Below are 10,756 nucleotides of genomic sequence, written 5' to 3'. Positions count from 1 at the left end.
CGGCGGGCCCCACCCGGCCCTGTGCCGTGGCCGCGGGGAGGGGGGCGGCGACCCCCCACCCCAGGGCGAGCGCGGCGCGCGCCCACCGACGCGCGGTGCTGCGCCGCAGGGCCAGGTAGGCGGTGACGACGCTCAGCACCGGCGCCAGCGCCAGCATCCAGGCGAGGGTGGGACCGGCGGTGTCCCGCCCAGCCCCGGGGAGCAGCCCGGTGACGGCGCTCAGCGCCGCCAGGGGGACGAGCCAGGTCTGGGGCGGGTCGTCGTGCCCGAGACCACCGCCCCGCCACCCGTCGACCGCGGAGGACCACAGGGCGCCGGCGTCCCCGAGACCCGGGCCGAGCTCGCCGCCGGACCACCCGGTGGACGACGGGTCCAGCCCGGACCACAGCCCCCGCACCCACCACGCGGTGAGCAGCAGGACGAGCAGGCAGGCGGTGTCCAGCGGCCAGCTCCACCACCGGCTGGCCCGGCCCTCTCCGGCGAGCTCGTCGAACTCCTCCGAGACCGGCCCGCTCTCGGTGGCCCCGACGGCCCCCGACCGGCGCTCCCGCGCCCGTGACCTGCGGGCCCGCGGGTCCAGGGCCTCGCCGACGGTCTCCATGGTCGCCCGCCACCCGGTGCCCCGGGGCTCGTGCAGCCCGGCGAGGTCGCGCGGGGCCACGGACCGCACCCGTCGGAAACGGCGCCGTGCCCCCCAGCCACGGGCGGGGGCCAGCACCGCCCGGACGTCGGCCCACTCTCCGGCGGCCTCGCCCGGACGTTTGACCAGCAGCAGGAGCAGGGCCGCGGCCAGGCTGGTGACGAGCACCCCCAGGGCGCGCCAGGGCGCCGCCCACGCGGGTCCGCGGGCGAGCGCGAGCTGTCGGGTGCGACGCCGGGTGGTCAGCGGGTCCTGCAGGCCCAGGCCGGCGTCGTCGATCCGCACCACCGCGTCCGGGGCGACGACCACGCGGTAGCCGGCGAGGTGGCTGCGCCACCCGACGTCGAGACCGTCCACCCCGTCGGCGCAGAAGGCCCGGTCGAGGCCCCCGACCCGCTCCAGCAGGTCCCGGTCCACCAGGGAGCCGCTGAGCGGCACCCCCAGGACGTCCTGGCGCTGGTCCAGCTGGCCCTGGTCGACCAGCGCGCGCACCGTCGGGTCCACGGCACGGCCGGCGGGGGTCAGGTGGTGACCCAGCGAGCGGAGCAGCCGCGGCTGGTCCACCCGGACCAGCTTGGGCCCGACCACACCGACCCGGCTGCTGCGCCGGGCAGTCGCCACCAGGGCCGACAGCGCCGGCGGCTCGGGCACCGCCCCCGGGGTCAGGAACCAGACCCAGCGGCCCGGCCCCCGGGCCAGCTGCGCCAGCGCGGCGTCCACCTGGCCGTCCCGGTCGACCCCCGGGTGGTGCACGAAGGTCACCCCCACACCGAGCTCGGTGGCGAGGCGCTCCACCCCCGCGGCCTCGTCCCCCGCGGGGTCCGGGTGGAGGACCAGCACGCGCTGGGGCCCCTGGTGCTGGCCGGCGACCGCCCGCAGCGTGTCGGCATACCGGTCCAGCGCCCGCGTCGACCCGGGCTCGCCGCCCCCCTCCTGCGGTGCGGGCCCGGCCGGGTCACCACCCGCCCCGTCCGCGGACGGGACGCCGCTCGTGCGCAGCACCACCGCGGACACGTGGTCCACGGCGGCGCGGGCCGCACCCCGGCCGACCGGGCGGGGGGTGGGGCTGCTCGACATGACTGGTCCCGGCGACGGCCGGTCGGTGCTGGTGGTCCCGGCGGCCGCCGTGCGCCCGCTCAGACCGCGCGCTTCTTGAGCTTGCGCCGCTCCCGCTCCGACAGCCCGCCCCAGATGCCGAAGCGCTCGTCGTTGGACAGGGCGTACTCCAGGCACTCGGCGCGCACCTCGCACCCGACGCAGACCTTCTTGGCCTCCCGGGTCGATCCCCCCTTCTCCGGGAAGAACGCCTCAGGGTCGGTCTGCGCGCACAGCGCCCGCTCCTGCCAGGACATCTCCTCCGTCTCGTCGATCCCGTGCATCATGGACATGAGCTCCAGCTCGTGCATGGCTCCTCCTCGACCTCTCGCCTACACACCTGTCGCCGGCCGCGCCCCCGCGGCCGAAGGTGCTCCGGCGCAAGATCGCAACACCTGAATTACACGCGTGTCATCCGCTGGAGTCAACCCAAGATCTGGTAAAAGTCGCGGCGAGGCGACAATGGCCGCATGCAGATCACCGTTCTGGCCGGCGGCGTCGGTGGCGCCCGCTTCACCCGTGGCCTCCTGGCCGCGCTCCCCCACGACGGTCAGGACGGCCCCGACGGCCGGTCCCAGGTCACCGTCGTCGGCAACACCGGCGACGACATCACGCTGGTCGGTCTCCGGGTGTGCCCCGACCTCGACACCCTCCTCTACACCCTCGGCGGCGCCGTCGACGAGGCGCAGGGCTGGGGCCGGGCGGAGGAGACCACCCGCGTGGCCCAGGAGCTGGCGGCCCTCGACGTGGGTCCGGGATGGTTCACGCTGGGCGACCGGGACCTCGGGACCCACCTGGCCCGCACGCGCTGGCTGTCCCAGGGCCTGACGCTGAGCCAGGTCACCGAGCGGCTCGCCGTGCGGTGGGGACTGCCGGAGCGGGGGGTGCGGCTGCTGCCCGCCACGGACACCCCCATCGAGACCCACGTGGTCGTCGACGACGACGAGGGGGGCGAGCGCGCCCTCCACTTCCAGGAGTGGTGGGTGCGCCACCGCGCGGCCCTGCCGGCCCGTCGCTTCACCGTCGCCGGCCTCGCGCAGGCGTCCGCGGCGCCGCACGTCCTCGACGCCATCCGGTCGGCCGACCTGGTCCTCCTCCCGCCGAGCAACCCGGTCGTCTCCATCGGCATCATCCTCGGGGTCCCCGGGGTCCGGGAGGCCCTGCGCGGGACGCGGGCCCCCGTCGTGGGGGTGAGCCCGCTGCTCGGCGGGCGGCCCGTCCGCGGGCACGCCGACGCCTGCCTGCGGCCGCTCGACGTGGAGGTCAGCGCGGCCGGCGTCGCCGGCCTCTACGCCGACTTCCTCGACGGGTGGCTGGTGGACACCGCGGACCACCCCGACGACGTCGCCTACCCCGCCGGCATCCAGGTCCGCGCTCTCGACCTGCTCATGCGGGACGAGGAGGGAGCGGCCCGGCTGGCCGACGCCGCCCTGCAGCTCGGCCAGGAGCTGGCCGCCGCGAGCGCCGGCCGGGGTCGCGCGTGACGGGCGACGGCGCCCTGCAGGTGCTGCCGCTCACCGGCATCCCCGAGGTCACCGCCGGTCTCGACCTGGCCGGCGTGCTCGTCTCCGCCGCGGACCGCTGGGGAGGGGTGCAGGACGGCGACGTCGTCGTGGTCTCCAGCAAGCTGGTCTCCAAGGCGCTCGGGCTGCGCCGTGAGCCACCGGTCGACCGGGACGAGGTGGTGCGCGAGCACACCGTCCGTGTGGTGGCCGAACGCGTCACGCCGGCCGGGCTGACCCAGGTGGTCGAGTCGGCGGCCGGCCCCGTGCTCGCCGCGGCCGGGGTGGACGCCAGCAACACCGGGGCGACCGACGCGGTGCTCGTGCTCCCCCACGACCCGGACGCGGCCACCCGCGACCTGCACCAGGCCATGACCCGGCGGCTCGGCGACCCCCGCCCCCGGTTCGGGCTGCTCGTCACCGACACCGCCGGTCGGCCGTGGCGGGACGGGCAGACGGACCTGGCGCTGGGGGCCTGCGGCCTGGCCGTGCTGGAGGACCTGCGGGGTGGGCGCGACGCCGACGGCAGGCCCCTGGCGGTCACCAGCCGGGCCGTCGCCGACGAGCTCGCCGGTGCTGCGGACCTGGTCAAGGGCAAGGCGAGCGGCATCGGGGCGGCGTTGGTCAGGGGCCTCGACGCGCTGGTCCTCGACGACCCCGGGCCGGGTGCCCGCTCGCTCGTGCGCACCGGGCCGGGCGACTGGTTCGCCCTCGGCCACCGGGAGGCGGTGCGGGCCGCCCTCGGCGCCCCGCCCGGGGGCCCCGAGGCGCGGCAGGTCGGCCTCCCGGGCGTCGTGCCCGAGCCGCCCGAGCACCGCCAGGCCCGGGCCACCGCCCTGGCGCTGCTGGGCCACGAGGGCGCCCGGGTGGGTGGGTCCGTCGCCGCCGGCCTGCACGTGCGGGCGCCCGACCCGGTGCTGGCCGGGCGGGTCGCCGCCCGGCTCGAGGTGGCGCTGGCCGCCGAGGACCTGCAGGTCGAGGTGAAGGTCCTCAGCGGGCCCGGTGACGCCTGACCGGCAGGTGGGTGCGGGGGGCCATGCGGGGTCCGCGGCGCGGGCGCATCGCCCCGGACAGCTCGAGCAGCCGCTGGACGCGGTAGCGGTGCCCGGCGTAGGGACGCAGCAGCTCGGCCAGGCCGTGGTCGTCGACGGGCCGGCCGGTCAGCGCCCACCCGATGTTCGCGGCCACGTGGTAGTCGCCGAAGGACACGGCGTCCGGGTCGCCCAGGGCGCGGTGCGCGGTCTCGGCGGCCGTCCACACACCGACACCGGGGATGGCGGTGAGCCGGGCCCGCGCCCCGGCGCGGGACAGGTCGACGCACTCCTCGAGCCGGTCGGCCACCCGCACCACCCGCACGACGGTGTCGGCCCGCTGCGGGCTCACCCCGGCGCGCAGCCACTCCCACGACGGGACGGCGAGCAGGGCCGCGGCCGAGGGCGGCACCCGCAGGCCGAGCCCGGCGCCGGGCCCCGGCGCCGGTTCACCGAAGCGCTGCACCATGCGGCGCCACCCGGAGAACGCCTCCTGGCCGGTGACCTTCTGCTCGACCACGGCGGGGACCAGAGACTCCAGCACCAGCCCGGTGCGGGGCACCCTCCACCCGGGGTGCCGCCGCAGGGCCAGCGCCACGGGCTCGTGGACCGGCGCGAACCCGGACGGCTCGTCCTCCTCCCCCAGCATCCGCGGCAGGTGCTCCAGCACCCACTCCGCCCCGGCCCCCCACGCCCGGGCCGCGACCGGCGCGTCCGCCGGCCGGCGCGGCAGCCGCAGCGTGGCCGGACCCTGCGGGGTCCGCACCCCCCGCCACAGGGCGCCCCCGCTCGTGCGCCAGGTCGGGTCGCCGGCCCCACGCCGCAGGGTGCCCCACGTCGCCCCCACGTCCAGGGGGGTGAGCGGGCGCCATACGCGGTGCAGGGCCGTGTCCACGACCGGCAACCCTGCCTCGCAGGTTGCCCCGGACGCAAGGGCACCGGCTAGCGTGGGCGCGTGCAGCTTCCACACGAGGTCCTCGCGCGGGCCGTCGCCGCCGACGCCACCCGCCCGGCCCTCACCTACTACGACGACCGTCCCGGGGGCACCGGGGAACGCATCGAGATCTCCCGCAAGGTGCTCCGCACCTGGGTCGCCAAGGCCGCCAACGCGCTCCAGGAGGGGCTCGACGTCCAGCCCGGGTCGGTGGTCCTGGTGGACCTGCCCGCGCCGCACTGGCGGTTGGGCTACTGGGCGCTGGCCGTCTGGTCGGTCGGTGCGACCCTGACCGTCGACGCCCACGAGGGGGCCGACGTGCTCGTCACCGCCGACCCGGACAGCCCGGTCGCGGACGACTGCGACGAGGTCGTCGCGGTGTCGCTGCCGGCGCTGGCGCGGCACTTCGACGGCGAGCTGCGTTCCGGGGTGATGGACGAGGCCGCCGAGCTCGCCAGCTACGCCGACGACTTCACGCCGTGGGACGAGGCCGAGGAGGCGGACACCGCCCTGGTGACCGCCGGGGAGCGGGTCAGCTACGCCGAGCTCCTCTCCGGCCTGCCGCCCCTGCCCGACGGCGCCCGGACCCTGCTCCCCTCCACCGACCCCGGGCTGTTCGTCCGCCAGGTGCTCCAGCTGCTGGACCGGGAGGCCTCCGCCGTCCTGGTGCACGGCGCCCCGGCCGACCCGGACGACCCCCGCTGGGCCGCCGAGGGGGTCGACCACCGGGCCGGCCACCGGACCGGCGACGAGGACGGTCCGGCCGACCGGTAACCTCGCGGCCATGGACAAGGTCGTCACCTCCGCCGCGGAGGCGCTCGAGGGGCTCACCGACGGCATGACCGTCGCGGTGGGCGGGTTCGGGCTCTCCGGCATCCCCACCGTGCTCATCCACCAGGTCCTCGAGCAGGGTACCGCCGAGCTGGAGGTCGCCTCGAACAACTGCGGCGTCGACGGCGCCGGGCTGGGCCTGCTGCTCGCCAACGGCCGCATCCGCCGGGTCATCGCCTCCTACGTCGGGGAGAACAAGGAGTTCGCGCGCCAGTACCTCTCCGGCGAGCTCGAGGTCGAGCTCACCCCGCAGGGCACGCTGGCCGAGAAGCTGCGCTCCGGCGGCGCCGGCATCCCGGCCTTCTTCACCCCCACCGGGGTCGGCTCGCAGGTCTCCGAGGGGGGTATGCCGTGGCGCTACGACAGCGAGGGGACCGTGGTCAAGGAGTCCCCGGCCAAGGAGAAGCGTGAGTTCGAGGTGCGGGGGCACGCCCGGGACCACGTCCTGGAGCACGCCATCTTCGCCGACTTCGCACTGGTCCGGGCGGCCAGGGGCGACCGGCACGGCAACCTGGTCTTCAACAAGGCGGCCCGCAACTTCAACCCGCTGTGCGCCATGTCCGCGCAGGTCGCGGTGGCGGAGGTCGAGGAGCTGGTCGAGCCCGGGGAGATCGACCCCGACGAGGTGCACCTGCCCGGCATCTACGTGCAGCGGGTGCTGGCGCTCACCCCCGAGCAGGCCGGCGACAAGGACATCGAGAAGCGGACCACCCGTCCGCGACCCGACGCCACCACCCACCAGGAGGGCTGAGCCATGGCGCTGACCCGTGAGGAGATGGCCGCGCGTGCCGCCGCCGAGCTGCACGACGGCGACTACGTCAACCTGGGCATCGGGATGCCCACGCTGGTGCCCAACTACGTGCCCGACGACGTCGAGCTGGTGCTGCAGTCCGAGAACGGCATCCTCGGCGTCGGCCCCTACCCCTACGAGGGCGACGAGGAGCCCGACCTCATCAACGCCGGCAAGGAGACCGTCACGGTCCGGCCCGGCGCCAGCTTCTTCGACTCGGCGACCAGCTTCGGGATGATCCGCGGCGGCAAGGTGGACGCCGCGATCCTCGGGGCCATGCAGGTCTCCGCCGCCGGCGACATCGCCAACTGGATGATCCCCGGCAAGATGGTCAAGGGCATGGGCGGGGCCATGGACCTCGTCATGGGGGCCAAGAAGGTCGTCGTCCTCATGGACCACGTCGCCAAGGACGGCTCGGCCAAGATCGTCACCGAGTGCGACCTGCCCATCACCGGGCTGCAGGTCGTCCAGCGCATCATCACCGACCTCGCCGTCATCGACGTCACCCCGGACGGCCTGGTCCTGCGCGAGCTGGCGCCCGGCGTCGAGGTGGACGAGGTCGTCGACAAGACCGAGCCGCCGCTGCGGATCGCGCTCGACGAGCCGACCCCGGAGCCCGTGCCCCCCGCCTGACCCGGTCAGCGCTGCGGGCCCCGCAGGAAACCGGCCCCCCACGTCAGGTGCATGGTCGCCAGCACGGCGGGCATCCGCGCCACGACCCGGGGGGCGCGTCCGCGGGCGACCCAGGCCCCGCCGGCGGTGACGGCGGCGGCATACCCCAGCGGCAGCACCCACAGCGGCCGCCAGGCCAGCCCGCCGGCAGCCCCGAGGGCGATGAGAACCAGGGTCACCGGCGGCGCGAGGTAGCGGGCGTTGACCGAGTCCGGGTGCTGACGCACCACCTGCCGTCGCCACTGCCCGCTGCCGTAGAACTGCCGGGCGAGGTCGCGGAAGGTGGACCGGGGGCGGTAGGTCACCGTCAGCTCGGGCGTGAACCACACCGTCCCGCCGGCCTGCCGGATCCGGTGGTTCATCTCCCAGTCCTGGGCCCGGGTGAAGGCGGGGTCGTAGCCCCCGACCCGGCGCAGCCACTCGCGCCGGAAGACGCCCAGGAAGACGGTGTCCGCCGGGCCCGCCTCCCCGCCGACGTGAAAACGCTCGGCACCCATGCCGAGGGGGGAGCGCATCGCCAGCGCGACCGCCTCCTGCATGGCACCGGACCCCTCCGCCAGCATGATGCCCCCGACGTTGGCGGCGCCGGTCTCCTCGAGGATCTCCACGGCGCGCCGCACGTAGCCGGCGCTCAGCTCGCCGTGCCCGTCCATCCGGACGACGACCTCGTGACTCGCCCGGGCGATGGCCGCGTTGAGCCCGTCCGGGGTGCGCCCCGAGGGGTTGGGCACCACCTGGACGCGGTCGTCGGCGGCCGCCAGCCCGTCGGCGACCTCGCGCGTCCGGTCCCGCCCGGGCCCCACCGCGACGACGACCTCCATCGGCCCCGGGTAGTCCTGGGCCAGCACCGAGCGCACCGCCTGCGGGAGGTGCTCCTCCTCGTTGAGGACGGTCATGACGACCGACACGGGCGGGGCGGAGGTGGGCCGGGACGCAGAACTCACGCCGCGAGGCTACCCCGCTCCCGGACGCGCGCGGGGGCACGGCACTCCCAGCCCCGGGCAAGGTCCAGGACGTAGTCTGTCGTCCCGTGCCCGACCATCCGCAGGACGACTGGACCCGCCCCATGCCGCGCACCCCGCGTGAGGGCCGTCGTCCCGACCCCGACGCCACGGAGCGGATCCCGTTGCCCCCCACGGGTCATCGCGACCGGTACGACGACCACGACCGGTACGACGACGACCGCGCCGGGTATGCCGCTCACGACCGGTACGACGACCACGACCCGTACGACGACGACCGCGCCGGGTATGCCGCTCACGACCGGTACGACGACGGCGGCCGGTACAACGACGGCGACCGTGCGGGCGGCGCGGGGCGGTCCGCGACGCCCGGACCCCGGCGCCGGCGCCCGCGCTACGGTGTCCGGCGGGTCGTCGCCCTGCTCGCGCTCGGCCTCGTGGCCTACCTCGTGGCGATGATCGTCGTGGTGGCCCAGGTCTGGGGCAGCGTCAACCGCATCGACGCCTCGCCCGACGTGGCCGACCGCCCGGTCGGGGCCCGGGGGGCCAACTACCTGCTCGTCGGCACGGACAGCCGGGAGGCGCTCACCGAGGAGCAACGCGGCGAGTTCGGCACCGGCTTCACCGAGGGCCACCGCGCCGACACCGTCATGCTGCTGCACGTGCCGACCTTCGGCGAGCCGACCCTGGTGAGCCTGCCGCGCGACAGCTACGTCGAGATCCGCGACGGCGGGTGGAACAAGCTCAACGCCGCCCACGCCAACGGCGGCCCCGAGCAGCTCGTGGACACCGTGGAGCGGGCCACCGGGCTGCCCGTGGACGGCTACCTGGAGATCGGCTTCGGGGGCTTCGTCGACGTCGTCAACGGCGTCGGGGGCGTCGAGATGTGCCTCGACGAGCCGATCGCCGACGAGAAGGCGCACATCGACCTGCCCGCCGGCTGCCAGGAGCTGGCCGGCGAGCAGGCCCTCGGCTACGTGCGGATGCGCTACAGCGACCCGCGGGGCGACCTCGGCCGGGTGGAGCGGCAGCGGGAGTTCCTGGCCGCGCTCGTCGACAAGATGCTCACCCCGGCCACCGTGCTGGTGCCCTGGCGGCTGCACGAGGTGGGCACCGCGACCGGGTCCTCCCTCAGCCTGGGCGAGGACACCTCCATGCTCGAGGCGGGCCGGATGGCGTGGGCCATGCGCCAGGTCGCGGCGGGCGAGGGCATCTCGGTGACCGTCCCCACCGCGGATCCCAACTACCAGACCCCCGTGGGCAGCGCGGTCCTCTGGGACGAGCAGCGTGCCGGCCAGCTGTTCTCCGCGCTCCGGCAGGGACAGCCCATCACCGTCGAGCCCTGAGCAGCCCACGGGCTACCCTTGCGCTGATCGGAGGTGACCATGGCGGACCCGCACGACGCCGACCACGACGAGCACACGACGTCCCCGGCGCCGGCGTCCCAGGACCCCAGCCTGGTGGCCGGCCGCTACCGCATCGTCCGGACCCTGGGACGGGGTGGAGGCGGTCACGTCTGGCTCGCGACCGACGAGAACCTCGGGCGCCAGGTCGCCCTGAAGCGGGTCGCCGGCGAGACCGACACGGAGGTCCTGCTCAGCCGCGGCTTCCGGGAGGCGCGCACCAGCGCGACGCTGGCGCACCAGCACGTGGTCCGGGTCTACGACGCCTTCGAGCACGAGGGGTCGCCGTGGATCGTCATGGAGTTCGTCGAGGGCCCCTCCCTGGCCGAGCTCATCAGCGACGGCCGCCGCCTGCCACCGGACCAGGTCGCCGCGATCGGCGCGCAGATGGCGACGGCCCTCGCGGCGGCCCACCGCGCGGGCATCCTGCACCGGGACGTCAAGCCCGCCAACGTGCTGCTCACCGGCGGGGAGGGGCACGACGCCAAGCTCACCGACTTCGGCATCGCCCGGGCCGACGAGGACCCGCAGCTGACCCGGACCGGGTTCGTGTCCGGCACCGCCGCCTACTTCTCCCCCGAGCTCGCCCGCGGGGAGGACCCCAGCACCGCCTCGGACGTGTGGGCCCTCGGCGCGACGCTCTACGCCGCCGTCGAGGGTCGCCGGCCCTTCGACGAGCGGCCCAACGCCGTGGCCCAGCTGCACACGATCGCCCGCGAGGAACCACGGCCGCCGCGGTATGCCGGGGAGCTCACCCCCGCGCTGCGAGGCATGCTCGACCCCGACCCGGCGACCCGGTGGGACGCCGCGCGGGCAGCGCGGGAGCGGCGGGCCGTGGCCGAGGGCCGCGGCCCGTCGACCGGGGCGGTCGGCGGCGTCGGCGCCCTGGGTGCGGC

11 protein-coding genes are annotated in these 10,756 nt (G+C 76.1%); 7 read left to right on the top strand and 4 right to left on the bottom strand.

All coding sequences use genetic code 11. The features are described 5' to 3' along the window. Both EUS26_RS16380 and EUS26_RS16375 read right to left on the bottom strand, forming a co-directional pair. On the bottom strand, nt 1-1,717 hold a 1,717-nt coding region (locus tag EUS26_RS16380; protein WP_130014900.1), incomplete at its 3' end, for a glycosyltransferase. 59 nt (nt 1,718-1,776) lie between these two features. Beyond that, a complete protein-coding gene (locus EUS26_RS16375; RefSeq protein ID WP_058891690.1) occupies nt 1,777-2,046 on the bottom strand; it encodes a WhiB family transcriptional regulator in 270 nt (89 codons plus the stop codon). Nucleotides 2,047-2,205: 159 nt separating this feature from the next. Between EUS26_RS16375 and cofD the strand changes: the two genes are divergently transcribed. Together cofD and EUS26_RS16365 are read left to right on the top strand one after the other, a co-directional pair. Then, nucleotides 2,206-3,219: a 2-phospho-L-lactate transferase gene (gene cofD / locus EUS26_RS16370; RefSeq protein ID WP_130014899.1), complete on the top strand. Its 1,014-nt coding sequence runs from the start codon at nt 2,206-2,208 to the stop codon at nt 3,217-3,219. Further along, on the top strand, nt 3,216-4,250 hold the full coding sequence (locus EUS26_RS16365) for a coenzyme F420-0:L-glutamate ligase (protein ID WP_202865188.1): 1,035 nt from the start codon (nt 3,216-3,218) through the stop codon (nt 4,248-4,250). The genes cofD and EUS26_RS16365 overlap by 4 nt, the downstream gene beginning before the upstream one ends. On the opposite strand, the gene EUS26_RS16360 is transcribed toward EUS26_RS16365, so the two are convergent. Further along, nucleotides 4,228-5,163: a DNA-3-methyladenine glycosylase family protein gene (locus EUS26_RS16360; RefSeq protein ID WP_130014898.1), complete on the bottom strand. Its 936-nt coding sequence runs from the start codon at nt 5,161-5,163 to the stop codon at nt 4,228-4,230. The two genes, EUS26_RS16365 and EUS26_RS16360, sit on opposite strands and share 23 nt — an antisense overlap. A 60-nt stretch (nt 5,164-5,223) precedes the next feature. Here EUS26_RS16360 and EUS26_RS16355 point away from each other — a divergent pair, with 60 nt between their 5' ends. Genes EUS26_RS16355 through EUS26_RS16345 form a run of 3 tightly spaced genes read left to right on the top strand, consistent with a single transcriptional unit; the run spans nt 5,224 to nt 7,456 of the window. Beyond that, on the top strand, nt 5,224-5,976 hold the full coding sequence (locus tag EUS26_RS16355) for a TIGR03089 family protein (RefSeq protein ID WP_130014897.1): 753 nt from the start codon (nt 5,224-5,226) through the stop codon (nt 5,974-5,976). A gap of 10 nt (nt 5,977-5,986) precedes the next feature. Then, nucleotides 5,987-6,784 carry a CoA transferase subunit A gene (locus EUS26_RS16350; protein ID WP_130014896.1) on the top strand — a complete coding sequence of 266 codons (798 nt, stop codon included), beginning with the start codon at nt 5,987-5,989 and terminating at the stop codon, nt 6,782-6,784. A 3-nt stretch (nt 6,785-6,787) separates the two neighbouring features. Continuing rightward, entirely contained in the window at nt 6,788-7,456 is a 669-nt protein-coding gene (locus EUS26_RS16345; RefSeq protein WP_130014895.1) for a 3-oxoacid CoA-transferase subunit B, read from the top strand. 5 nt (nt 7,457-7,461) lie between these two features. Here the strand turns inward: EUS26_RS16345 and EUS26_RS16340 are convergent, their stop codons facing one another. Then, nucleotides 7,462-8,439 (bottom strand): glycosyltransferase family 2 protein, encoded by a 978-nt coding sequence (locus EUS26_RS16340; protein WP_272947977.1) that lies wholly within the window; start codon nt 8,437-8,439, stop codon nt 7,462-7,464. Between the two features lie 86 nt (nt 8,440-8,525). Between EUS26_RS16340 and EUS26_RS16335 the strand changes: the two genes are divergently transcribed. Together EUS26_RS16335 and EUS26_RS16330 are read left to right on the top strand one after the other, a co-directional pair. After that, nucleotides 8,526-9,803 carry an LCP family protein gene (locus EUS26_RS16335; RefSeq protein ID WP_130014894.1) on the top strand — a complete coding sequence of 426 codons (1,278 nt, stop codon included), beginning with the start codon at nt 8,526-8,528 and terminating at the stop codon, nt 9,801-9,803. 39 nt (nt 9,804-9,842) lie between these two features. Continuing rightward, nucleotides 9,843-10,756 (top strand): serine/threonine-protein kinase (locus EUS26_RS16330; protein ID WP_130014893.1); only part of this gene is annotated, 914 nt, incomplete at its 3' end.

It is taken from the genome of Serinicoccus sediminis, from assembly GCF_004153545.1.
Taxonomy (GTDB): Bacteria; Actinomycetota; Actinomycetes; order Actinomycetales; family Dermatophilaceae; genus Ornithinicoccus; species Ornithinicoccus sediminis_A.
The sequence above is the reverse complement of the archived record's forward strand: the minus strand, read 5'-3'. Positions and strand labels throughout refer to the sequence as shown.